We start from the raw sequence: 23,475 nt of genomic DNA, 5'->3' as shown, positions 1-23,475 counted from the left end.
CATGTCATCGATGCCGCGCTTTCCGTTGCGGCGGCGCAGGCGATTACGGCTGACATCGCCATGGAAGCATCCAATACACTGTTCGATCTTGCCGGCACGACGTCGGCGCGCATCGGGCTCAATCTCGACCGCCACTGGCGCAACGCCCGCATTCACACGCTGTATGATCCCACGCGCAAAACCCACAATGTCGTCGGCAACTATCATCTCAACGGCATAAAGCCGGCAAGAAACTCGCTGCTCTGAAGACGTGGGGAGCGCCGAGGAGATCAGCCGATCTGCGAGGCGCGGTGGTCTTCCCGCTCCGGGATATCGACATCCGCGCCGCCGGCAACGAACTGCTCCAGCGACATGTTGTCGAGAATCTCGGCAATGGCGTCCCGCACCTCTGTCATGGAGCGCCGCACCTGACAGCGCTCCGGATCGGAACAGTCGTCGCACGCTTCGTAGGCCGTGCGGCTGGCACAGCGGATCGGCGCCAATGGGCCGTCTAGGGTGCGAATGACATGACCGATACGGATTTCCGACGCCGGACGCGACAGCGAATAGCCGCCGCCCGGCCCCTTCTTCGAGCGCAATACGCCGGCATTGCGCAGTTCGAGCAGGATGGTATCGAGAAACTTCTTCGGGATATTGTTGCGCAACGCGATATCGTTGATGAATGCGGTTTCGCCAGGACCGAGGCGTGCGAGATCCACCAACGCCTTCAGTCCGTATTTTCCTTTTTTCGTAAGCATCGCCGTCCGCTTTACTGCAAAGTCGATTGTTGAAACCCGGCTTGGCCGCCCAAGAGAGACTCACCCGGTCCATCCTGCCATCATGGATTGCGGAAGTAACCCCGCACGTCCTGACGAGCAAGATAGTAACTCACAAATTGTATAGTTTATATGAGTAAATTTAGGCAATTGTATCGCCTAAGCAACGAATTTGCGGTTTTTCTTGGATTTAAGCGGCGCTACTATCCAAATATGCCTTCCTTTGCCCACGGCGGTGGTCGCTGATCGCACCAGCGACCTGTTCGGCGACAAGCGCGGCGTGCTCGACCACTTCGGGCAGCCCCATGAGTTCGCCGAAAGTTCCGCGCGCGAGCGGTCCTGAGATAAACAGGGATGGAGCCACCGTTCCATCGGCAGTAAGTGCCCGCGATTGCGTATCGCAGGCAAATCCCAGCCGCGCGGAATCCATTGCGAGATAGCCGGCTTCCGACAGTTCCTCAATCCAGCTTTGTGATTGCAGAATGCCGCGATGCCCCGGACCAGTGGTAACGACGACCGCATCGAATTGCCTGTCGGCATATCGCTCGGAACGGCTGAGCTGTAATCTGCAGTCAATCAAGCCGTTGGCAACATCAACACCCGCGACAGAAGCTGCCAGAACCTCGAGCCTGCCGCTTTCGATCGCCCGATCGCTGACCGCCTCCACCTGCGGCGCAACGCGAAAACGATGCACATCCCAGAACGGCCTCAAATGCCTGACGAGACAACGCCGCTCCTCGATCGGCAGCGCCTGCCAGACATGCCGGCCCTGCGCCCTCACCTGATCGATGACGGCATGCCAGCTATGCCCTTCGTTCTCCGCCGTGCGGATGGCGGTCCGCAGGCGGCGCAGGAGATCAAGCGCCGTCTTCGACGGCTCACTGGCGAAATCGCCGAATGGTTCCTGCTTCACCGCCGCATGGCCGCGCGAGCGCAGGCCGCGTCGCGATATGGCGGTGACCGGTCCGACGTGCCCTCTGAGTTCGAGTGAAGCGATGACATCGGCCGAGGTCAGGCCGTTGCCGACGACCAAGACGCGATCCCCGGCGCGGATAGCCGCAAGCGCATTCGGCCGCGTCGGATCCGGAACGAAGCGCGGGTGTTCGGCAAGCGCATCCTGCAGCACCTGCGGCGGCAGGGGCGACGGATGGCTGGTGGCAATGACAAGAATATCTGCATCCACGCGCTGTCCCGCCGCACCGGTAACCGCCCAGCGGCGGTCCGCCCTCTCGATGCGCTCTACGCTTTGCCTGACATGGACAAGACGCCCGTCCTCGATGAAGGGATGGATCATGCTGTTGATATAGTTGCCGAAGACGGAGCGCCGTGGGAAGAGATTACCACTGGCGACGACCGCCGCCTCATCGTCGGCAAGCGCATCCCTCTCCTGCAGCCAGCGTTGAAAATGCTCGATGTCATCAGGCAGCAGGCTCATCCTCGCCGCCGGCACATTGATGCGGTGGGCGGGATCTTGCGTATCGTAGGCGAGCCCTGCCCCGAGACGTTCCCGCGGTTCGAAGATGAAGAGCTGGCCGGGCTGCAACGACCGTCGCTGCAGCAGATGGAAGGCAACCGCCGCTCCGGAAACGCCGCCGCCGACAATGACGATAACAGGCAGATCACGCGCCTGGCGGTCAGAGCCAATGGTCAATAGCCAACTCCCTCAAGATCGATCAGCGCGCAGGTTCTTCGCGCGTCGAGCAATCGCAACTTCATTGGAGGCAAAGGTATACTCCATAAAATTTGTTGACAATACGATTGCGGCGGGTGCCAGCTCCTCCTGCAACCAAAGGCAGTCAATGCAATGCTGATATGCCTTTGCAAACAAGCAGTTATTTGTGCTCCGCACAACATTGTTTTTGCACCGCAGGATGTAAAAAACTTGGCATGCGGTATTTGGAAGAACATACTAGCGGTTGTTCTGGTTCGTGTTCTCTGTGGGAGGAGAAACTTCATGGAACTGCTTCGTCTGCTTACTGCCTTCGACTATACGCTGGTGCTGATTCTGGCCGTCATCTTTGTGTTCAGCGTCATGGAAGGCGGGCATAAAAAGCATTGAATTTAGGCTGTCGAAGGCGATAGCCGTTGCGGCGCGCTATGCCCGGCATGATCAGCGGGATGCGCGGGCGCTGGCACGCTGAAAATCCGCTATAGCGGCGCAAGACTAATTGGCGCGACATCACTTTTGATGCAGACGAGCGCCGCGTGGCGAGCTTCTTTCTGCTGAATTGTCCAATCATCACGGCCAAGACAGCGCGCCTGGCCGGTATCTCCGATACTGCTCCCCGCATGCAAAGTCCTTTCGATCCGAGAATAAGGATGTGTCATTGTATTCGCAAATCCAACAGTAGATATTGCAGCACCGGATTGTATACTTCGACGCTCTTCGCTCGTTGAAACGAGAAAATTACTCCACAAGCTTCGCGCAAACAAATCTTGGGATATTTCTTGCGTCGACAAACCATCGAGCAAGAGGGATATACTTATGGGCTATGACTGGGACGGCATCAAAACACGCCGGATGAGAAAGCTGAAATACGGGCTCTCCCTACTCCTCTTCACCATGTCCATAACCGCGCCAACCATGTTCCTGCTGCATCTCCGCTGAACCCTCAGCAAGACCTGCGCCGATTGGTGGATCAAGAACTTTGCCTCGATCAATCCACCGCGACGGGGAACCAAAGCGAGCTGCCGGCCGTTCCTAAAGGCTTACGCTATTCAGGAGAACACCATGGCCGACGTCTCGCTGGACAAGGATATCAACGCTCAAATCGATGAGCTCCGCAGACAGATCAACAAGCTCTCGACCGTCCTGACAAAGAGGATCGATACCGCTTCGGATCGCGCGGACGAGGCCCTTTATTCATCGAAAGCGAAGGTTGCAAGCGTCGCGGACCATGCTCGGTCGGAAGGTCGAAACGTGGTGAGGACCGCAAGGGAAAATCCGACAGCCACAAGCTCCATCTTGATCGCGACGGCGCTTCTGGGCGTCTTTGCCGGCCTTCTGCTCGGCAAACTCTCAAACTGATCCGGCAACCCCATCAGACAAAGACTGGGCGGTCATAACGACAACGATGCCGCGTCGTTTGAAGCTTTGTCCTGCGTCACGCTTGAGCCGACGGCGGCGCAGCGGTGGGATGAGATCGAGCCGGCCGCATTCAAGAAAAGAACAGAACCTGAATTGGAAACCGTTTCCAATTTACTGGAAACCGTGCAGCCGAAAACCCTTGAGACGTTTCAAATTACCTAACGATTTCAAGAGGTTTTTGGTGGGTGATGTAGGGCTCGAACCTACGACCCGCTGATTAAGAGTCAGCTGCTCTACCAACTGAGCTAATCACCCGTACCGCTTGCTGGCGGCGTGATCGGGCATATAAATAGGATCGGTTTGATTGTCCAGCGGCCAGACGAATTTTCTTTGATTATTTGTCAAAAAAATTTCAGAAGCCGCGAAAAACCCCGTAAAATCAAAGCTCAAGGATTCCGGACGCGATGCGCACAGCCTGGCCGCCGATGCGGGCATTGGCGATCAGGCCGCCGTCGACATCGACATGGAGGTGAATCAGAGACGGCCGCCCCATCTCTATACCCTGCTCGATGATAAAAGGATGATGCCCGTCCGGCAGGGCATCGAACTGATGGATGGCGCCAGACATCGCCGCGACCGCCGAACCCGTTGCCGGGTCTTCCACGATGCCCATGCCGATCGGAAAGACGCGGGCGTGAAACTTCGCCACATGATTGACCCCGCCGCGGCAATAGATGAAGGCCGAGGCCAGCGCGCCATCGACGAAGGGGACCGTCTTTTCCCAAAGCTGCGAATCGAATTCCATCCGCTCAGCCACGCCGACATCGTGGACCGGCACCAGAAGGAACGGCACTCCGGCGCTCCAGATGGAAGGAACATGATTCTCAAAACCGATCTCGGTGATGTTCAAGCTGAGCGCGTTGGCGATGTCGGCCTTATCGAGCGGCAATACGATCTGCTGCGATTTCTTTGGCAGGTCGAACTCGGCAAAGCTCGCCTTGTTCTGCCGCAGCTTGATGGCGCAGCGCACCGGCCCAAGGCGTTCGTCGAGAACGGAGACGAGATCCAGATCACCGCCGTGGCTGGCATGGGCTTTCTCCGCCAGAGCGATCGCCGTGCCGACGGTCGGGTGCCCGGCGAAAGGCAGCTCGCGGCCGGGCGTGAATATGCGCAGATTTGCCGTATGGGCCGGATTTTGCGGAGGTAGCACGAACACCGTTTCGGAAAGGTTCAGCTCTCTGGCAATCGCCTGCATCGCCTCGTCGGTCAGGCCCTCGGCATCGAAGATGATTGCGAGCGGATTGCCCGCCAGCTTGCTGTCGGTGAACACATCATAGACACTATAGCTGCGCGTCAATCCGGCCTCCATCCGTACTTCCGATTCGATTATTCATACCGGCAAGCGACCTCAGCGCAAGCCCAAGCTATTTGCCGCCGCCGAAGTACCAGGCGAGAACGGGCAGCATCGCAATATTGTAAGGATGCGCCGTTGGATCGGCCGATCGAATAGCGACCACGCCATCGACTTCGTCCTCTTCGGAAACGAGCATATGCGCCTCGATCCGCCGAAGCATGTCCTCGGCCGTCCAGGGAAAGCGGAAAACGCGGAGAATCGTGACCGAACGCCTCATATGCATCGCGTAATATCCTGGATCAGCGGTGGCATCGTTCAGGTCGAGACCAGTCTCCTCCAACACCTCACGCCGCATATTACCTTCGACATCGGCGTGCCCGTAGACGATATCGTTTTCATCCATGGATCCGGAGGCGCAATAGACCTGACCGGGATTTGCGGTGTGCGGCGCCATGCGGATCGCGATGACCGCTCCATCCGACGATACGATGACGGGAAAGGCAAAAAGGTGAAAAGCTCCCGGCTGCCGCTGCTTTCGCCACAGGAGAAATGTCGAGAAGGAGGTTACATAGCCCTCCCCCTTCACGACACCACCGGTCAGCGACAGCCTGTGCTGAAAGATCATGCGACCATCATAGAGCGATGGGTTGGCGGCAATTTCCCTTGCCCAATTCTCCCGCGCCGCCTCCTGCTCGCGCAGGTGAAACGGATGTTCGCCGGGAAATACGGTAAGATCGATGCTGGAGATGGGGAACACAGTGCTTTCCGGCGGCCAGCCGGCCATGTCGTTCTGTTCTGAAAGGGTCATATCAAATCCAATGTCATGACGACGGGGCAATGATCGGAGGCCTTCGGCCTGTCCCAGCCGACGCGCGGATAGCGCTCCACCTCTTGCCCCGGTGGAAATATGGTGCGGAAAGGCTGGCCCGAGCGCACGACATCAGGGAGCCGCGTTGCATTGACCCGCGCCAAAGCTGGAGAAAGCCAGATATAGTCGAGCTGGCACAGCCGCTGCTCCTGCGGCCCGCGCGCGTGATAGAGCGTCCAGCGGTCGAGCTCGTCCCGCCGCTGCATGATATTTTCGGCAAAGCCATCATGGCTGAAGACATCGAGCGCGCTGCCCTTCTCTTCGTTCCGTGGCTCGAAACGATAACCCGTGCGGCGCGTGCCGATGACATCGACCCACTCCTGATAGTCGTTCATGTCGCCGCAGATGGCGAAATTCTTCGTCGCCGTGTGGCCAGCCCCGAAGCGATCTTCGATGATGCGGCGAACCGCCAAGGTCTCGGCGCGGCGGATCGGCATGCTCGAATGACGTCCATCCACCCCTTCACGCGCCGGCCCCATCGATTTGAGATGCACGACATAGAGAGAAAACGGCACCCCGCCGATATGGAGATGCAGCTCCAGGCAGTCGCGCTTGAAGATCTTGTCTTCCGAATGGAGACCGAGTTCCGCCAGATCGTCGTTGAAAAGGCCGAATTCGCCATACGTCACCATGGCGTGACTTTTGATGTCGTTGAGCACGATCGGCTGGCCGTCGCGCGTCTCCTCGCGCATCATGACGGCGACATCGATACCGCGGCCGTCATTGCCCTCGATCAGGTATTTCTGGCGATAGCCATTGCCGACCATGCGGTAGAGATAGCCATATTCGAATGCCTGCAGCGCGGCCATGTTGTCGACCTCCTGCAGGCAGATGATGTCTGCATCGGCGTCCGCGATCGCAAGCGCCGTCATCTGCCTGGTGTCGTCGGTCGCGGCGATCACGCGCGCGGCTTCGAGTTGCTGGTAGACCTCCTCGTTGCGGACATCGAAGAGCTGCAGCACACGATCCTGGCGCAGCTGATTGCGGAAACCGGTATAATCGAACCGGGTCAGAAGGTTTTCGATATTGAATGTCGCAAGGCGCAGGGACATGAAGCATTCCAATTTATGAAGAAGCAGGTGAGCCGGTTCATGAAACCAATGTCACCCGGCCTTCGCGGTCACGGTCGATTTGAATTTGCCCATCAGATACGGGCCGGACAGAACGGGAGCATATTTCGGCTCCTCGCCTTCCTTCAGGCACGACGGCAGGCAGGCGATTTCGGCAAACCAGTTCGGCTGGTGGAAGAAAGCCAGAGACTGGCGACGCTGCATGCCGCCCTCTTCCGGCGGCGGATTGACGACGCGATGCACCGTGGACACCCAGCGATCGTTGGTCCAGAGAGCCATCAGGTCGCCGATGTTGATGACGAAAGCACCTTCGACCGGCGGCACCGGCGTCCAGTGGCCATCAGGGGCGATGATCTCGAGGCCCTTCGAGCCAGCTTGCGGCAGGAGGATCGTCAGGCTGCCGTAATCGGTATGTGCGCCGGCGCGAAGCTGGCCCGGCTGCGGTGGCACATGCTGCTCGGGATAATTCAGCGCCCTCAGCGCACTGACCGGCGCATCCACATGAGCATCGAAGAAGTGCTCATCGAGGCCGAGCGCGGTGGCAAATACGCGCATGATACGCGCCGCGAGATCCTCCATCGCGCCGTAATAGGCCTTCCATGCCTCCACGAACCCTTCAGGCTGCTCCGGCCAGATGGTTGCGGCATAGCAGAAGCCGAGCGCTTCCGGATCGCTCATATCAGCGGGAATGGAAAGCGGGCCGCCATTGAAGCTTTCCTTCAGGTCCGGCGGCGTGTCGACATCGCGTGATTTTGCGAGCGCCTCCGTCCCCGGCCCGAGATAGCCATAGGGATAGCCAGGATAGAGCGTCTTGGCACGCTGCTTCACCTCGGCCGGCAGATCGAAGAAGGCCTTCGTCTTCTCCCAGACCCCGGCGATAACGGCGTCGGCGACGCCGTGGTTGGCAATCGCCAGGAAGCCGGTCAACCGGCATATCCGATCCACCTCCGCACCGAGCCGCTTTTTCTCGTCGTGATCGGCTGCTTCGAAAACGCCGAGATCGAAAATCGGAAAGCTATGGTCGGACATGCGCGACTCCCATCCGCAACTTCAAGCAAATCAAGCATAGGAGGAGGCGGGGAACAACCATCTTGTCCCCTGCCCGATCAAAGCCGCCAGGCCGAGCGAATGGCGACCCGATAATCATCGCCGGCTGCAACAGCCTCGCGGCTATAGGCACGCAGCACCTGCCCATCAGGCATCGACAGCCTCATCGCGTAGCGCTCGCCCTCATAGAGAACGGAATCGACCCGGCAGGAAATGCCCTCTGCATCGGCAACCACATCCTCGGGCCGCACGAGGACATCAGCGCTCGGCGAACCGGCTGTCCGGTTCTCCCAGATACCGCGGAAGGACGACCATTCGATGCGGCGTGGCCCGCCATCTGGAAACACCAGCGACAGGATGGCACCCTGCCCGACAAGGCCGCCGACCATTTTCCCTTCAGGGCGTGCATAGATCTCCGCCGGCGGCGCCACCTGCAGGAGCTGCCCCTCGGACATGACGGCGACGTCGGTCGCAAGTGCCATGGCTTCGCTCTGGTCATGCGTGACATAGACCATGGTGGCGCCGGAGCGCTGGTGGAATTCGCGAAAGGTCTCCTCCATCTCCTTCTTCAGGTGACGGTCGAGGTTAGCGAGCGGCTCATCCAGCAGCACGACGTCAGGCGATGTCACCAGGCAGCGAGCCAGTGCCACACGCTGCCGCTGGCCGCCGGAGAGATCGGCGGGCCGGCGCTCCGCATAGTCGCCGAGACGCACCGTCGCCAAGGCCTCGCGCACCTTCTCGCGATAACGCTCGCCGGAGATGCCGCGCACCTTCAGCGGATAACCGACATTATCGGCGACGTTCATGTGCGGCCAGAGTGCGTAGGATTGAAACACCATCGCCATGTTGCGCCGCTCCGGCGGCAGCATGCTCGCTGCATCCGCCAGCAGCCGTTCGCCGAGATGAATAGAGCCATCGGTCGGCTGCTCGAAACCGGCGATCATTCGAAGCACGGTCGTCTTGCCGCAGCCCGAGGGACCGAGCAGCGCCAGGAAACCACCCTCCCGAACATCGAGCGACAAGGCGTTGACGGCAGCACGCCCGCCCGTGCCGAAATCCTTGCTGACATGATTGAGGATCAGCTTCGCCAAGGCACCACTCCCTTCGGCAGGCGCTTGGCCATGATTTCTAGAAGCACCATCATGATGACGACCATGGCGATGACGATGACCGACATCGCCGAGGCAAGATCGGCGCTGCCGCCATCGTCGAGATTATAAATGACGACGCCGAGCGTTTGCGTGCCGGCCGACCAAAGCAATGCGGAAACGGTCAGTTCGTTGCAGGCGATGAGGAAGACCAGAATCACCGATGCGCCCGCCGCCGGCGCGATCAGCGGCACGATGATATCGGTCAGGCGGCGGAAGAAGCCGGCGCCGGAAAGGCGCGCCGCCTCCTCCAGCGCCGGATCGAGCTGCAGGAAGGCACTCATGACCGGCTTCAGACTGACGGCGAAATAGGCGGAAAAATAGGCAAGCAGAATGATCCAGATCGTCCCGTAAAGCGTGACGTTGAGGATCGGTAGGGGTGCGGCAAACACCAGAATGAAGCAGACGGCGATGATGATGCCCGGAAGCGAATAAGGGATCTCGATCATGCCGCCGACGATGCGGCTCAGCATGTCCTTGCGCCGGGTCAACGCGTAGGCGGCAAGCACTGTCACCAGCAGGAGACCGAGCGCCGTCATGCTGGCGAGGAACAGCGAATTGGAAAAGGCGGTGCGCGTTATGCTTTGCCGAAACAGGATTTCCGTGAAGGCGTTGAGCGATGCCGTCTTGAAGGTGAGCGGCACGCCATAGGCCGGCACCAGCGCGCCTGCGACCAGCGCCAGGAAGGGTGCGACGAGCATGACGAACAGGATGGCGCAGAGTACCGGCTGGGCAAGATAGCGCCAACGGCCGAGCGAAAAGGCGGCCGTCGCGCCGGAAATGCCGATGACGCGATAATCACGCCCCTTCAAGGCCCTGCCCTGCACGGCAAGCCCGGCAACCGCAATGACGGCGATCATCGTCGACAGCACGGCGATATCGCCGAAAGTGCGCGGACCGAAATTGGAGAACTTCGTAAAGATCAGCGTCGACAGCGTGTAGATCGAGGCGGGAATACCGAGGATCGCGGGAATGCCAAAATTGCCGATCGAGGAGACGAAGGCGATCGCCGCACCAGCAATGACACCGGGCAGAGACAAGGGCAGAATGATATCGCGGAAGACATGCAGGCTGGAGGCACCCGAAAGCCTCGCAGCCTCTACGCCATCGCGCGGCAGCGCCATCAAACCGGCGCGCAAAGCGAGATAGACGAGCGGCGCATGCTGGACGCCGTAGAGAAGCGCGATGCCGCCGACCGAATAGAGCGGCTGCGGCGAGCCGAGCGGCGGCGCAATATGCAGCGCTTTCAGCAAGGGGCTCGACGGCCCTGACATCTGCACCCAGGCAAGCGCCGTCACCTGCGGCGGGATCATCATCGGCAATACGAAGAGGAAGCCGAGCAGCCCCCTGCCCGACAGATCCGTCAATGTCAGCAGGAATGCGAAGAGGCAACCAAGAACCACGGAAACGATGGTGCCGAGCATGGCCGTCTCGATCGTGTACCAGACCGAACGCCAGAGCGAGGGATCGGTGACGAGTTCATAGGTGCCGCCTCTCAGCAGTGCCTCGATCCCGGCAAGCGCCAGCCGCGCCAGCGGCAGGACGCTGAGCAAGAGCACGACGGCGACAACAAAAGGAAACAGCCAGGCCGGCTGGCTGTTTCCCCTACGCACATGTGAGTACATTCGAAATCCGGGTCGGATTACTTCGACTTGAAGTAGGTGGAGAAGGTCTTCAGGGCCTGATCCGTGTTCTTGAGAGCATCGGCGGCATTCAAGGACAAAACCTTGATGCTGTCACGTGCCGGGAAGCCTTGCGGCAGCGGCGTTCCGTTGCGGGCCGGGATGTAGCCAAGCTTCAGGAAGCCTTCCTGGCCCTTCTCGGAAAGGACGTAATCGACAAACTTCTTGGCGGCCTCGGCATGCTGCGTGCCGGCGAGGATGCCCACCGGTTCAGTGACGGCCGAAACGCCTTCCTTCGGAAAGACGAATTCCAGCGGGGCGCCCTTTGCCTTTTCGCGGATCGGCATGTAATCGACGATCATGCCATAGGCCTTCTCGCCGGAAGCGACGGACTTCAGCACGGCGCCATTGCCGCCCGAGGCGATCGCGCCATTGTCGGCGAGGTTCTTATAGTAGTCCCAGCCGAGGCTGCTGACGCCGGCGAGCGTCTGTGCGTGAATGAGAGCGGCGCCCGAAGCCAGCGGGCTCGGCATGGCGACCAGGCCCTTGGCTTCCGGCTTGACCAGATCCTGCCAGCTTGCCGGCTTCATCGCGGCGGCCGTGTTGTAGACGATGCCGGTCGTGATCAGCTTGGTGGAATAGTAATAGCCGCCGGCGTCATAGAGCGACGGATCGTAATTTGCGGCTTCCGGCGACTTGTATGCAAGCAGCTTGCCGGCTTCCTTCAAGCGCTCCAGCGTCACCGTATCGGCGATCAGCAGGACATCGGCAACCGGAGCGCCGGCCTGCATTTCAGCCTGCAGCTTGGCAATGATCTGCGGCGTGCCGTCGCGAACCCAATCGACCTTGATGCCGGGGTTGGCGGCAATGAAGCCATCGACGGTCGCCTGCGCATCGGCATTCGGCTGGCTGGTGTAGAGGACGAGATCGGCGGCGTTGGCGGCACCGGAGAAAAGAGCAACGGCCAGCAGGCCGGCAAAAGCGGAAACAAACGTCTTCATGAAGCGTCCTCGGCTGGATGATCAGGAAGGTTCCTTAGACGGACGGGTTAACATGATTGTGACAGTTGAACTTGAATAGATTGCCGTTCGTATGATGATTGAATCTTGACCATCGCAATCAGGCGCTATTTTCTGAGGCACGTATTTCAGACGGGATCGAGGAGGATAGATCTATGGAATATCGCCTGCTTGGCCGCTCCGGCCTCAAAGTTTCCACCATCACCATGGGCACCATGACTTTCGGCGGTGTCGGCTGGGCAAAAACCGTCGGCGATCTCGGCATCAAGGATGCGAAGAAGCTTGTGGACATGTGCATCGATGCCGGCGTCAACCTGCTCGATACGGCCGATGTCTACTCGCAGGGCGCATCGGAGGAGATTCTTGGCGAGATCATCGGCGGCCCGCGCAAGAACGGCGTGCTCATCGCCACGAAAGCGCGCTTCCCGATGGGTCCCGGCGTCAACGATGCCGGCTCGTCGCGCCAGTATCTCATAAAGGCGTGCGAGGCGAGCCTGAAACGTATGAAGACCGACGTGATCGATCTCTACCAGCTGCATCAATGGGACGGGCAAACGCCGCTGGAAGAGACGATGGAAGCGCTCGACACCCTGGTTCGCCAGGGCAAGGTCCGCTACATCGGCTGCTCGAATTTTTCCGGCTGGCACATCATGAAGGCACTCGGCGTCAGCGAGCGCGACAGGCGCGAACGTTTCGTCAGCCAGCAGATCCACTACACGCTGGAAGCCCGCGACGCGGAAAACGAGCTGGTTCCGATCAGCATCGATCAGGGCCTCGGCATTCTCGTCTGGAGCCCGATTGCCGGTGGCCTTCTTTCAGGCAAGCATCGCCGCAACCAGGCGACGCCGGAGGGCACGCGTCAGTTCGCCGGCTGGACGGAACCGCCGATCCGCGATGAAAACCGCCTGTGGAATATCGTCGATACGCTGGTGGAGATCGCTGACGGCCGCGGTATTTCGGCCGCCCAACTGGCGCTTGCCTGGCTCATCGGCCGCAAAGGCGTGACCTCGGTCATCATCGGCGGCCGCACCGAGGCCCAGTTCAAGGACAATCTCGCCAGCGCCGAGCTGAAGCTGACGGATGAAGAGCGCAAGCGCCTCGACGATGTCAGCCTGCGGCCGCTGATGTATCCCTATTGGCACCAGCGCAACACCGCCAACGACCGCTTGAGCGAGGCCGATCTGGCGCTGATCAGCCCGCATTTGGCAAAATAAAGTGACCCCTTCTCCCCTCGGGGAGAAGGTGCCGACAGGCGGATGAGGGCGCGCCCGCCAAGAGTACGAAAATCCATGAATTCAAATCAGTGAGGCCCCCTCATCCGACCCTTCGGGCCACCTTCTCCCCGAGGGGAGAAGGTAAAAACTAGGCCGCCAACGCCCCGATCTCGCTCGCAATCAACGTGCCGAGCCGCGAGATGCCTTCCTCGATCATCTCGGCATTGGCGCAGGAGAAGCTGACGCGGAAGGTATTCGCGCCGCTGCCGTCGGCAAAGAAGGCCTGGCCCGGCACAAAGGCAACCTTCGCCGTTTCCAGCGACCGTGCGAGCAGCTTGGCGCCATCCATGCCCTTCGGCAGGGTGACCCAGACGAACATGCCGCCTTGTGGCTTCGTCCAGCTCGTCCCGTCAGGCATGTATTTCGCAAGCGCCGCCAGCATGCAGTCGCGGCGGTGGCTATAGGTCTTGCGGACCTTGGCGACCTGCGCATCGAAACCGCGCTCGGCGACCTGATGGATGGCGATCTGGTTGATGGTCGAGGAATGCAGGTCGGCCGCCTGCTTCATCAGCACCAGCTTGCGGATGACAGGCGCATTGGCGACGATGAAGCCGACGCGGAGGCCAGGCGCCAGCGTCTTGGAGAAGCTGCCGCAATAGATCGTCCGTGTGTCGTTGATGCTGCCCCTGCGCGCGATTTCCAGCGCGAGGATCGGCGCGACCGGCTCACCATCGTAACGCAGCGACTGATAGGCAGCATCCTCGATGACGGCGATATCGAGTTCCTCGGCAAGATCGAGCAGCTTTTCGCGACCGGCCAGATCCACCGTCTCTCCGGTCGGGTTGGCGAAATCGGCTGAGAGATAAGCGAACTTCACCCTGCCGCCGGCCTGCGCAGCCGCAGTACGATAGGAATCCGGCGTGCGGTTGCCGTTCGGCGTCAGCTGGTCATAGGTCGGCTCATAGGCGTTGAAGGCCTGCAGGGCGCCGAGATAGGTCGGCGCCGTGACCAGCGCCGTATCCTTCGGCGACAGGAAGAGCTTGCCGAGATAATCGAGCCCCTGCTGTGAACCGGAAACGATGAAGACGTTTTCGAGTTCGCAGGGAATGCCGAGCGCACCCATCTGACCGACAAGCCATTCGCGCAGCGGCTTGTAGCCCTCGCTGACCGAATATTGCAGCGCTGCATTCACCGTGGGGCCGGAAAATATGTCGGCATAGGCCTGCTTGAATTCGGCATCCGGAAACAATGCTGGATCGGGAATGCCGCCTGCAAAAGAGATGATATCCGGTCGCTCCAACAGCTTCAGCAGCTCGCGGATTTCGGAGGCGCGCATACGGCTCGAGCGCGTCGCAAAGATATTTTCCCAATTCAACATGGGGCTTCCTCGTAATTTTTGGTCTTTATGCCACAAGATCACGCAACAAAAGATAAGTCAATAATACTGACCTATTTTGTTTGTGATGGCGACGTTCTCAGGTCGATTTGTAATTGAAGGGATTGAGAACCATGACGGGAAAGACCGAGAAATCGACGATATCACGTGTAACGATCGTTAGATTATGGACGGACGCAGTTGCCGCTATCATTGCGTCAGCAACGAGCGTCGGGGATTTGCGATGCATGAATTGTGCCCATCGGATCATGCAGTCTGCGTCCAGAGGAATGACCCGAATCCCGAGCTGCAAACTGTCCAGCCAACGTGTGAGCTCTTTTGCCTTTTGCGGATCGGTTTCTCCAGTCAACTCGATACCGCGCTGGATCTCGCCGATCGTGATGGCCGAAATCGCAAGGTCGTCACTTCTGACACTATCTATCCAGGCCAGTACCGCACCATGGGGCTTTACCCTGCGCAATTCCGATACAACGTTCGTATCAAGCAAATACAAGGGTCAATCCTCACCCAGATTGAGGTCCCGCCAGATCCATTCCTTGCGAGACGGGATATCGAGTTCGAATCTTGGCTCCTGCGCGAGAAGCACGTCCTTGGCAGACGGCTTGGCCCGCTTGTTCAGCGCTTCCCACTCAGACATGGAAACAAGCACAGCTTTAGGTTCGCCCCTCTTGGAAACGAGCTGCGGTCCTTCCTCCAATGAGGCATCAAGCATTTCGCTAAATTTCGCTTTGGCATCCTGAACAGGCCATTGGCGCATGGCATCCTCCATCTGACTAGTTTAGAGACTAGTTATTCAGCGCTGGCAATTCAAGATCGAACTTGCAAGACAGCGATCCCGATCCAATACTTGCGTTGATGATCGAATTGGAACACGTATGACAAAAGACGAGCCCACGTCCTTCTTCTACGATCACAGCGCGGCCGTCTATGCTGTGCGTGATCGCAGCCTGCCGCAGCGTCGGCTCGATGCCTTCCTGAATACCCTCCCCGCTGGCGCATCGATTCTTGAACTGGGCTGTGGCGGCGGTCAGGACGCAGCCTACATGATCTCGCAGGGCTTCAACGTCACGCCCACGGATGGTTCGCCGGAAATGGCCAAGCAAGCCGAAAAGTTGATCGGTAAGCCGGTGATCGTTCGCAGGTTCGAAGAATTGGAGGACGACCAGCTCTATGACGGCATTTGGGCCGAAGCATCCTTGCTGCATGTGCGGCGACCGGATCTTCCAGGGATTTTCAACCGCATCCACAAGGCCCTGAAGGACGACGGCCTATTTCACGCCAGTTTCAAAGTCGGGGAAGCCGAGGGGTACGACAGCTTCGGCCGATATTACAACTACATCTCGGCCGGCTGGCTTGACGATCTTCTCATCTCGACCGGCTGGAAGGAGATTTCGCTCAACGAAACCGATGGCGGCGGCTACGACGGCAAACCGACGCGATGGCTGCGGATGAGAGCCAGGAAAGGCATCCGATCGGCCCCATAAGCCGTAAACACGTCCTGAAACGTTCAGGGCCGGGGAAGTCTCCCTCCCCGGCCCTTTTCATTGCAGTGTAGACCCGAAGACGTTTAGTTGACCGACTTGTCGACCAGCTTGTTCTTGCCGATCCAGGGCATCATGCCGCGCAGCTTGGCGCCGACTTCTTCGATCTGGTGGCTGTCGTTGTTGCGGCGGATACCCTTGAAGCGGGCAGCACCCGAACGGTATTCCTGCATCCACTCGGAGGTGAACTTGCCGGTCTGGATGTCCTTGAGGACGCGCTTCATCTCAGCCTTGGTCTCTTCGGTGATGATGCGCGGACCGGTGACGTATTCGCCCCACTCGGCCGTGTTCGAGATCGAGTAGTTCATGTTGGCGATGCCGCCTTCATAGATCAGGTCGACGATCAGCTTCACTTCGTGCAGGCACTCGAAATAGGCCATTTCCGGCGCGTAGCCAGCTTCGACCAGCGTTTCGAAGCCGGCGCGGATGAGCTCGACGAGACCGCCGCAGAGAACGACCTGTTCGCCGAAGAGGTCGGTTTCGCACTCTTCACGGAAATTGGTTTCGATGATACCGGAACGGCCGCCGCCGACGCCGCAGGCGTAGGAGAGAGCGAGTTCAAGGGCGTTGCCGGAAGCGTTCTGATGAACGGCAACGAGGCAGGGAACGCCGCCGCCCTTCTGGTATTCGCCGCGAACCGTGTGTCCAGGGCCCTTCGGCGCGATCATGACGACGTCAACCGAAGCCTTCGGCTCGATGAGGCCGAAGTGAACGTTAAGGCCGTGTGCGAAAGCGATCGCAGCGCCGTCACGGATGTTCGGAGCGATGTCGGCCTTGTAGATGTCGGCCTGCAGTTCGTCCGGGGTCGCCATCATCATCAGGTCGGCCCAGCCGGCAGCTTCGGCAACGGTCATGACCTTGAAGCCATCGGCCTCAGCCTTCTTGACGGTCGGCGAGCCGGCCTTGAGCGCGATCGCAAGGTTCTGTGCGCCGCTGTCCTTCAGGTTCAGCGCGTGAGCGCGGCCCTGGGAACCATAGCCGATGACGGCGACCTTCTTCGACTTGATGAGGTTGAGATCGGCATCACGATCGTAATAGACGCGCATTGTTTGTCCTTCCCTTTGCTTGTCTGGGTGCAGATTTTAAGTTGTCAGACGGTCGCTGCTGCTTCCGCCAATACCTTCTCCGTGCCGTAGAGCCTGAGGAAAGCGGTGACCGCCTTCTCCGCCTGACGGCTCGTATCCTTCAAACCGGGCTCGCCAAGCAGCATGCGCACATGCAGATCGGAGACGATGAGCCCGTAAAGCGTGTGATATGCCTCGTCGGCATCGACAAAGCGCAGCAACCCCACGCGCTTGCCGGCCTCGATGAGACCGATGGCGCGGCGGTCGATCTGACGGCGTCCGCGCTCCAGCAGCAGCTTGCCGAGCTTGGAGCCGTCGCGGTTCGACTGGCCGACCGCCAGGCGGTTCAAAGCGAGGGAAACGTCGCCGGCCAGAACTTCCAGCAGATCGCGCGCGAAAATAACGAGATGGTCGTGCAGGCTCGCTGCATTCAGCCGCTCGCCGTTACGCTCGAACGTGCGCACCTTGCTCGCCTGATAGGTGATCATCGCCGAGAGCAGACCGTCGCGGTCGCCGAACCACTTATAAAGACTTTCCTTGGAGCAATTGGCAGCGCGCGCGACGCCCGAGGTCGTCAGCGCCTTCTCGCCGCCGTCGACGAGCAGACGCAGCGCCTGTTCCAGAACGGCGTTCTGGCGCGGCGAAAATTCGCTCCTCGACTGTCCTGCTTCGCTCAGCACGATGGCCACTCCCAAATGCGTACCGTACGGTACGGTTCGTGGCGCTTTATGCAGGAGGATAAAACAGCCGTCAAGCGGAATTCGTTGCTGCACCGCGCCAAAAAGAGAGTGCTTGTCAGGGCGGGCTCGCGATAGATAGATCTTACCGGCCGACCTGCCTCTTGATCAGCATCGCCCCAATGAGAACCGCATCCATGTCTCTTTCCGAAACGTTGCTCTCCTCGAACGCGATGAAGCCTCGCTCCGTCAAAGGCAGGCGGCGGGCGCTTGCCGGCACCATTGGGGTCTGTCTAACAATCGGCCTGCTTCCCGTGTCGACATCAAGTCTCTCGGAAGCAAAGCCAGTCCCCGGACCGGCCGGACACTATTGCGGCAAACTTCTTTCAAGCGGATCATTGGTGGACGTCGAGACGTCGCTGCAGGTCGACATGGAAGGGCACATCTCGGGAACGTACCGTTTCGACGACGATGGAACGAAGACGATCGGCACCGTGTCGGAAATCGGAGCAGCCCCCGGTACGAAGCGGGTACTGCTATGGTTCGACAAATATGGAACCGGAGCGCTGTCGATCCGGTTCGATCCCAACTACACGCGCTTCGAGGGCCTGTGGGGGCCGCATGGCTCCCTTCCCAGCTACACCTGGAACGGCGGCGACTGCAACGCTCCCATCAGTTGATCGAAAGTCAGGACCAAGGACAGCGCTTATTCCGCAGCCACCGCATTGGTGCGCATGGCCTCGACATCCTTCAGCGGCGGCAGACCATAGAGACGACTATATTCGCGGCTGAACTGCGAAGGGCTCTGATAGCCGACGCGGTGGCCGGCCGAGCCGACGTCAAGCTGTTCGACGATCAGCAGCCGCCGTGCCTCATGGAGCCGAAGCTGCTTCTGATACTGCATGGGCGACAGGGCCGTAACAGTCTTGAAATGGTGGTGCAGCGAGGACACGCTCATGCCGACGCGCTCGGCCAGCTCTTCGATGCGCAGTGGCTGCGTGTAGTTACCGCGGAGCCAGGCGACGGCACGCGCCACCCTGTTGCTCTGGCTCTCCGCCATCGCGATCTGCAGCAAACGAGGTCCGTTCGGGCCGGTCAGCAGGCGATAGAGGATTTCCTGCTCGATCAAAGGCGCCATGGCCGGAATATCTTCGGGCCGATCAAGCAATCGGAGCAGGCGCAGCGAGGCATCGAGTAGTTCCGGCGAGGCGGCATTGACCGCAATTCCGCGCACAGGCTCGGTCAACGCCTGACGCGGAATGCTGACGCGCGACAGGAGCTCCTTCAAGCGTTCGCTGTCGAGCGCCATACCAAAACAAAGATAAGGCGTATCGCTGCCGACATTGGTGACCTGCGTCGATACCGGAAGGTCGAGCGCGGTCAAAATATACTCGCCGACACCGTAATTGTAGGTCTCGGTACCGATTGTCAGGTTCTTGCGCCCCTGAACCACGATTGCAAAACAGGGCCGATAAGCCCCATGCTGCCACACGGTCGCGGCCGACTGCCGATAGAGATTAAGATTGTCTATCGGCGTGCGGTGTTCGCCGTCTTCGGCGGCGAAACGTGCAACGATCGACGCGAGTTCCTGATTGGGATTGAAAGGCAGTGTCATGCGCAACCAACTGTTTTCGAGCAGATATCGATGTCTATCTAGGTAACACCGTTCGATCGCGAAAGACCCGCCGCAAATTTAGATTCGCAGGATCGTACATAAAGCTTGCAGGATCGCTCTAACGCTGCGGTCCGATACCGATGCATAGTCCAGCCTATCAATTCCACTCCCAACCCGTCCCAATATCAAGGAACCTCCCATGCCTATCGCAAAGGGTTATGCAGCAACCGACGCGTCCAAACCGCTCGTTCCCTTCACCTTCGAGCGCCGCGAACCGAATGACGACGATGTCGTCATTGCTGTTCAATATTGTGGCGTCTGCCATTCCGACATCCACCAAGCCCGCAACGAATGGGGCGGCTCGAAATATCCGATGGTGCCTGGCCATGAAGTTGCAGGCCTGGTCACCGCCGTCGGTTCGAAGGTGACGAAGTTCAAGCTCGGCGACCGCGTCGGCGTCGGCTGCTTCGTCAATTCCTGCACGACCTGCGCTACACGCGACCTGGATTACGAGCATTACATGCCGGGCCTCGTCCAGACCTACAATGACGTCGAAGCCGATGGCGAGACGCCAACTTATGGCGGTTATTCCGACTCGATCGTCGTCAAGGAAGGCTATGTTCTTTCCTTTCCGGATAATATCCCGCTCGACGCAGGCGCGCCGCTGCTTTGTGCCGGCATCACGCTCTACTCGCCGCTGCGCCATTGGAAGGCCGGCCCCGGCAAGAAGGTCGCGATCGTCGGCATGGGCGGCCTCGGCCATATGGGCGTCAAGCTTGCCCACGCCATGGGTGCCGATGTGACGGTTCTGAGCCAGACGCTGTCGAAGAAGGAAGACGGCTTCAAGCTCGGCGCCAATGATTACTACGCCACCAGCGATGCCGAAACCTTCACCAAGCTCGCCGGCACCTTCGATCTGATCATCAACACGGTCGGCACCGCGATCGACTGGAATGCCTACCTGAATCTTCTGAAATATGACGGCAGCATGGTGCTGGTCGGCGTTCCCGAACATGCCGTTCCGGTCCATGCCTTCTCGCTGATCCCGGGCCGTCGCAGCCTCTCCGGCTCCATGATCGGCTCTATCAAGGAAACCCAGGAAATGCTCGATTTCTGCGGCGAGCACAACATCGTCTCCGAGATCGAGAAGATCAGCATTCAGGACATCAACGAAGCCTATGAGCGCGTGCTGAAGAGCGACGTGCGCTACCGCTTCGTCATCGACATCGCTTCGCTGGCGTAAGTCAAAAAGGGGGGCGTCCGATATGGGCGCCGCCTTTCTTCATTCCTCGCGCATGGTTTCCTTCTGCGTGATCAGCCGGGCGCTGTGCTGCCGGCTGATATAGATCCAAAGCCAGCTCCAGGCGACCGCGATGCGCCAGCGCACGCCGATCAGGAAATAGATGTGGGCGAGGCCCCAGACCCACCAGGCAAGCCATCCCCTGAGCTTGATCCAGCCGAAATCGATGATCGCCGCACTTTTGCCGATCGTCGCCAGGCTGCCTTGGTGGCGATAGTGGAACGGCCCCGGCGCCGGTCTGCCGGCCAGCTTCGCCTTGATCACCTTGGCAACGTAAGCACCCTGCTGCTTTGCAGCCGGAGCGATCCCCGGCACCGGGCTGCCGTTGTCGCGCAGGACGGATGCCGTATCGCCGATGACGAAGATATCTTGCTTGCCCGGCGCCCGCAGCTCCTTGTCGACGATGGCCCGGCCAGCGCGATCCGCGGGGATATCCAGCCATTTCGCCGCCGGCGATGCCTCGACGCCCGCAGCCCAGACGATGGTACGGCATGGCACGAAGGCATCTCCGATCGTAACCCCTTCGGCAGAGCAGAAGGTGACCGGCTTGCCGAAACGGATTTCGACGCCCAATTCTTCCAGCTCCCTGCGCGCATAATCGGACAGGTCCTCGGCGAAAGCCGGGAGCACGCGCGGCCCGGCCTCCACGAGAATGATCTTCGCCTTTCGGGTATCGATATTGCGGAATTCCCTCGGCAAGGTCGTCCTTGCCAGTTCCGAGATGATGCCGGCAAGCTCGACGCCAGTCGGTCCCGCGCCGACAATGACGAAAGTCAGGAGCGATTCGCGGACGGCGGGGTCTGTTTCCAGTTCCGCCTGTTCGAAGGCCAGTAGCACGCGGCGGCGGATGGTCGTTGCATCCTCCAGCGTCTTCAATCCCGGCGCCACCGGCTCCCACTCGTCATGGCCGAAATAGGCATGGGTGGCGCCGGTCGCCAGCACCAGCGTATCATAACCAATCTTCTGGCCATTCTTCAAAAAGACCTGACGCGCTTCGCTGTCGACGCCGACGACCTCGGCCAGCAGCGTCGTCACCTCGGGCCGGTCCCTGAAGAAATTGCGGATCGGCCAGGCAATCTCGGAGGTCGCGAGCAAGGTGGTCGCGACCTGATAAAGAAGCGGCTGGAACAGATGGTGATTGCGCCGGTCGATCATGGTGACGCGGACGGGAGCGCCTTTCAGATCGTTGACGCACTGCACCCCACCGAAACCGCCCCCGACAACGACAACGTGATGATCATGCATGACAACACCCCATGGCTACGTTTCGCCAAAAACGTAGGGTTGAGAAGGGTAAGCAGCAACCATCTTTTATGCATGGCACCTCTGCGGCCGTCACGCGCCATTATGCCTACTGCGCGTATCCAACCGGAACCGATGCCCCGCTTTTGAGCTCCTCCATCGAGATCGACGCGGAAACGTCGAACAATTCGACCTTGCGCACGAGCATCTTGTAGATGACGTCATAGTGTTCGACGCGGGGCAGGACGATCTTCAGTATATAGTCGTAGTTCCCGGTAAGCCGATGCGCTTCGACGATCTCCGGGATGTCGCCGATGACCTTGCGGAAGGATTCGATCCACTCGTCGGCGTGATGCGCCGTCTTGATCAGAGCATAGACCGTGGTCGGTACGCCCATCTTCTCGCGGTCGAGTACGACAATGCGCCGGGCAATGTGCCCGCTATCCTCAAGCCTCTGGATGCGGCGCGAGCAGGCCGAGACCGAAAGCGCGACGCGATCGGCGAGCTCCGTTACCGAAATGCCGGCATCCGCCTGCAAAAATTCGAGAATCTTTCGGTCTCGTTCGTCCAACATGTGCGGCAATCCTCATCTGTGCGCCTTCATTTTGCACAAAAGCCGAAAAATGCGCAAACTATTGCGGGGAAATTTTGATAGGCTTCGAAAAATGCAAACACGCGGCGGCTGAATCGCAGCAATATTCCTCCATTCACAATCTAGGAGCGGAGAACAGCATTATGCGCACCATAGGCCTGATCGGCGGCATGAGTTTCGAGAGTTCGGCGGTCTATTATCGTCTGATCAATGAAATGGTCCGCGAGCGGCTGGGCGGCCTCTCCTCCGCCGAACTGGTGATGTACTCGGTCAATTTCGAAGAAATCGTCGCGTTGCAGAAGGCGGGACGTTGGAACGATGCAGCCGACCGGCTCGCCGACGCGGCACAGGGCCTGCAGGCCGCCGGCGCCGAATGCGTGCTCATCTGCACCAATACCATGCACCTGATTGCTCCCCAGGTTGCCGAGCGCGTTTCCGCGCCGCTAATCCACATCATCGATGAAACCGCCGCAGCTTTGAAGGCCGCGGGCCGGATCAAGCCTTTGTTGCTCGCCACCCGCTACACGATGGAACATGGTTTCTATGCCGAACGCATGGCTGAAAATGGCGTCTCCATCATGGTTCCCGGCCCAGAAGATCGCACCGTGACGCATGACATCATCTTCAGCGAACTCTGCGCCGGCGTCATCAAGGACGAGTCGCGCCGGAAACTGAACGGCATCATCGAACGCGCCAAGGCTGAAGGCGCCGACAGCGTCATTCTCGGCTGCACCGAGATCTGCCTCATCCTCGATCCGAAGGCGCTGATCCTGCCCGGCTTCGACACGACGACGATCCATGCCGAAGCCGCCGTCGACTTCGCGCTTGCAAATGAAAAGAACAGCAAGAGCTGCGCTGCCTGACCCCAATCAATTTACTTGACTGAGTCCAATAAATAACCGACATCGTCTCCTATATCCGAG

The 23,475-nt window shown here is 59.6% G+C and carries 23 protein-coding genes, 1 tRNA gene and 1 pseudogene; 7 read left to right on the top strand and 18 right to left on the bottom strand.

Annotated features, from left to right (window positions below):
• Window positions 1-246 (top strand): annotated as a pseudogene (locus ACPYOP_RS23135) (SfnB family sulfur acquisition oxidoreductase); the annotation flags it as partial.
• A gap of 23 nt (window positions 247-269) precedes the next feature.
• On the opposite strand, the gene ACPYOP_RS23130 reads toward ACPYOP_RS23135, so the two are convergent.
• Both ACPYOP_RS23130 and ACPYOP_RS23125 read right to left on the bottom strand, forming a co-directional pair.
• Window positions 270-737 (bottom strand): RrF2 family transcriptional regulator, encoded by a 468-nt coding sequence (locus ACPYOP_RS23130; RefSeq protein ID WP_168838644.1) that lies wholly within the window; start codon window positions 735-737, stop codon window positions 270-272.
• Window positions 738-945: 208 nt separating this feature from the next.
• Window positions 946-2,406 carry an FAD/NAD(P)-binding protein gene (locus tag ACPYOP_RS23125; protein ID WP_481412617.1) on the bottom strand — a complete coding sequence of 487 codons (1,461 nt, stop codon included), beginning with the start codon at window positions 2,404-2,406 and terminating at the stop codon, window positions 946-948.
• A gap of 1,080 nt (window positions 2,407-3,486) precedes the next feature.
• Between ACPYOP_RS23125 and ACPYOP_RS23120 the strand changes: the two genes are divergently transcribed.
• Entirely contained in the window at window positions 3,487-3,783 is a 297-nt protein-coding gene (locus tag ACPYOP_RS23120) for a hypothetical protein (protein ID WP_481412616.1), read from the top strand.
• Window positions 3,784-4,022: 239 nt separating this feature from the next.
• Here ACPYOP_RS23120 and ACPYOP_RS23115 read toward each other — a convergent pair.
• From ACPYOP_RS23115 to ACPYOP_RS23080, 8 genes are all read right to left on the bottom strand, one after another.
• Window positions 4,023-4,098 (bottom strand) — tRNA-Lys (locus ACPYOP_RS23115).
• A 124-nt stretch (window positions 4,099-4,222) separates the two neighbouring features.
• Window positions 4,223-5,140: a PhzF family phenazine biosynthesis protein gene (locus ACPYOP_RS23110; RefSeq protein ID WP_481412615.1), complete on the bottom strand. Its 918-nt coding sequence runs from the start codon at window positions 5,138-5,140 to the stop codon at window positions 4,223-4,225.
• A 67-nt stretch (window positions 5,141-5,207) separates the two neighbouring features.
• Complete coding sequence (locus ACPYOP_RS23105) at window positions 5,208-5,945, bottom strand: NUDIX hydrolase (RefSeq protein WP_481412614.1); 738 nt, start codon at window positions 5,943-5,945, stop codon at window positions 5,208-5,210.
• Window positions 5,942-7,057 carry an endonuclease/exonuclease/phosphatase family protein gene (locus tag ACPYOP_RS23100; RefSeq protein WP_481412613.1) on the bottom strand — a complete coding sequence of 372 codons (1,116 nt, stop codon included), beginning with the start codon at window positions 7,055-7,057 and terminating at the stop codon, window positions 5,942-5,944. Before ACPYOP_RS23100 ends, ACPYOP_RS23105 begins: the two co-directional genes overlap by 4 nt.
• 51 nt (window positions 7,058-7,108) lie before the next feature.
• Window positions 7,109-8,104, bottom strand: a complete 996-nt coding sequence (locus ACPYOP_RS23095) for an isopenicillin N synthase family dioxygenase (RefSeq protein WP_481412612.1) — start codon at window positions 8,102-8,104, stop codon at window positions 7,109-7,111.
• Window positions 8,105-8,181: 77 nt separating this feature from the next.
• Window positions 8,182-9,213 carry an ABC transporter ATP-binding protein gene (locus ACPYOP_RS23090; RefSeq protein ID WP_481412611.1) on the bottom strand — a complete coding sequence of 344 codons (1,032 nt, stop codon included), beginning with the start codon at window positions 9,211-9,213 and terminating at the stop codon, window positions 8,182-8,184.
• Window positions 9,201-10,895: an ABC transporter permease gene (locus tag ACPYOP_RS23085; RefSeq protein WP_481412610.1), complete on the bottom strand. Its 1,695-nt coding sequence runs from the start codon at window positions 10,893-10,895 to the stop codon at window positions 9,201-9,203. The genes ACPYOP_RS23090 and ACPYOP_RS23085 overlap by 13 nt, the downstream gene beginning before the upstream one ends.
• 17 nt (window positions 10,896-10,912) lie before the next feature.
• A complete protein-coding gene (locus tag ACPYOP_RS23080) occupies window positions 10,913-11,893 on the bottom strand; it encodes an ABC transporter substrate-binding protein (RefSeq protein ID WP_481412609.1) in 981 nt (326 codons plus the stop codon).
• Between the two features lie 173 nt (window positions 11,894-12,066).
• Here ACPYOP_RS23080 and ACPYOP_RS23075 point away from each other — a divergent pair, with 173 nt between their 5' ends.
• On the top strand, window positions 12,067-13,125 hold the full coding sequence (locus tag ACPYOP_RS23075) for an aldo/keto reductase (protein ID WP_481412608.1): 1,059 nt from the start codon (window positions 12,067-12,069) through the stop codon (window positions 13,123-13,125).
• A gap of 148 nt (window positions 13,126-13,273) precedes the next feature.
• Here ACPYOP_RS23075 and ACPYOP_RS23070 read toward each other — a convergent pair whose 3' ends face one another.
• From ACPYOP_RS23070 to ACPYOP_RS23060, 3 genes are all read right to left on the bottom strand, one after another.
• On the bottom strand, window positions 13,274-14,503 hold the full coding sequence (locus tag ACPYOP_RS23070; protein WP_481412607.1) for an aminotransferase-like domain-containing protein: 1,230 nt from the start codon (window positions 14,501-14,503) through the stop codon (window positions 13,274-13,276).
• Window positions 14,504-14,600: 97 nt separating this feature from the next.
• Window positions 14,601-15,014: a PIN domain-containing protein gene (locus ACPYOP_RS23065; protein ID WP_481412606.1), complete on the bottom strand. Its 414-nt coding sequence runs from the start codon at window positions 15,012-15,014 to the stop codon at window positions 14,601-14,603.
• A 3-nt stretch (window positions 15,015-15,017) separates the two neighbouring features.
• A complete protein-coding gene (locus tag ACPYOP_RS23060; protein ID WP_481412605.1) occupies window positions 15,018-15,290 on the bottom strand; it encodes a type II toxin-antitoxin system Phd/YefM family antitoxin in 273 nt (90 codons plus the stop codon).
• Between the two features lie 106 nt (window positions 15,291-15,396).
• Here ACPYOP_RS23060 and ACPYOP_RS23055 point away from each other — a divergent pair, with 106 nt between their 5' ends.
• Window positions 15,397-16,005 (top strand): class I SAM-dependent DNA methyltransferase, encoded by a 609-nt coding sequence (locus ACPYOP_RS23055; RefSeq protein WP_481412604.1) that lies wholly within the window; start codon window positions 15,397-15,399, stop codon window positions 16,003-16,005.
• Between the two features lie 83 nt (window positions 16,006-16,088).
• Here the strand turns inward: ACPYOP_RS23055 and ilvC are convergent, their stop codons facing one another.
• Both ilvC and ACPYOP_RS23045 read right to left on the bottom strand, forming a co-directional pair.
• The gene (ilvC, locus tag ACPYOP_RS23050; RefSeq protein ID WP_481412603.1) at window positions 16,089-17,108 is read right to left on the bottom strand and encodes a ketol-acid reductoisomerase; all 1,020 of its coding nucleotides are present in this window, start codon (window positions 17,106-17,108) and stop codon (window positions 16,089-16,091) included.
• A gap of 44 nt (window positions 17,109-17,152) precedes the next feature.
• Window positions 17,153-17,806, bottom strand: coding sequence for a TetR/AcrR family transcriptional regulator (locus tag ACPYOP_RS23045; RefSeq protein WP_481412602.1), 654 nt, complete (start codon window positions 17,804-17,806; stop codon window positions 17,153-17,155).
• A 194-nt stretch (window positions 17,807-18,000) separates the two neighbouring features.
• Between ACPYOP_RS23045 and ACPYOP_RS23040 the strand changes: the two genes are divergently transcribed.
• On the top strand, window positions 18,001-18,483 hold the full coding sequence (locus ACPYOP_RS23040; protein WP_481412601.1) for a hypothetical protein: 483 nt from the start codon (window positions 18,001-18,003) through the stop codon (window positions 18,481-18,483).
• A gap of 26 nt (window positions 18,484-18,509) precedes the next feature.
• Here ACPYOP_RS23040 and ACPYOP_RS23035 read toward each other — a convergent pair whose 3' ends face one another.
• Window positions 18,510-19,418 (bottom strand): AraC family transcriptional regulator, encoded by a 909-nt coding sequence (locus ACPYOP_RS23035; RefSeq protein WP_481412600.1) that lies wholly within the window; start codon window positions 19,416-19,418, stop codon window positions 18,510-18,512.
• Between the two features lie 199 nt (window positions 19,419-19,617).
• On the opposite strand from ACPYOP_RS23035, the gene ACPYOP_RS23030 reads away from it, so the two are divergent.
• Window positions 19,618-20,661: an NAD(P)-dependent alcohol dehydrogenase gene (locus ACPYOP_RS23030; protein ID WP_481412599.1), complete on the top strand. Its 1,044-nt coding sequence runs from the start codon at window positions 19,618-19,620 to the stop codon at window positions 20,659-20,661.
• A gap of 39 nt (window positions 20,662-20,700) precedes the next feature.
• On the opposite strand, the gene ACPYOP_RS23025 is transcribed toward ACPYOP_RS23030, so the two are convergent.
• The gene (locus tag ACPYOP_RS23025) at window positions 20,701-21,963 is read right to left on the bottom strand and encodes an NAD(P)/FAD-dependent oxidoreductase (protein WP_481412598.1); all 1,263 of its coding nucleotides are present in this window, start codon (window positions 21,961-21,963) and stop codon (window positions 20,701-20,703) included.
• Window positions 21,964-22,069: 106 nt separating this feature from the next.
• Window positions 22,070-22,534 carry an Lrp/AsnC family transcriptional regulator gene (locus tag ACPYOP_RS23020; protein WP_481412597.1) on the bottom strand — a complete coding sequence of 155 codons (465 nt, stop codon included), beginning with the start codon at window positions 22,532-22,534 and terminating at the stop codon, window positions 22,070-22,072.
• Between the two features lie 161 nt (window positions 22,535-22,695).
• Between ACPYOP_RS23020 and ACPYOP_RS23015 the strand changes: the two genes are divergently transcribed.
• Window positions 22,696-23,415, top strand: a complete 720-nt coding sequence (locus ACPYOP_RS23015; protein WP_481412596.1) for an aspartate/glutamate racemase family protein — start codon at window positions 22,696-22,698, stop codon at window positions 23,413-23,415.
• Window positions 23,416-23,475 lie beyond the last annotated feature (60 nt).

This window comes from Rhizobium sp. KNZ2-6A, assembly GCF_056755475.1.
Note: the sequence above shows the minus strand (reverse complement) of the source record. Positions and strands in the feature narration are given on the sequence as shown.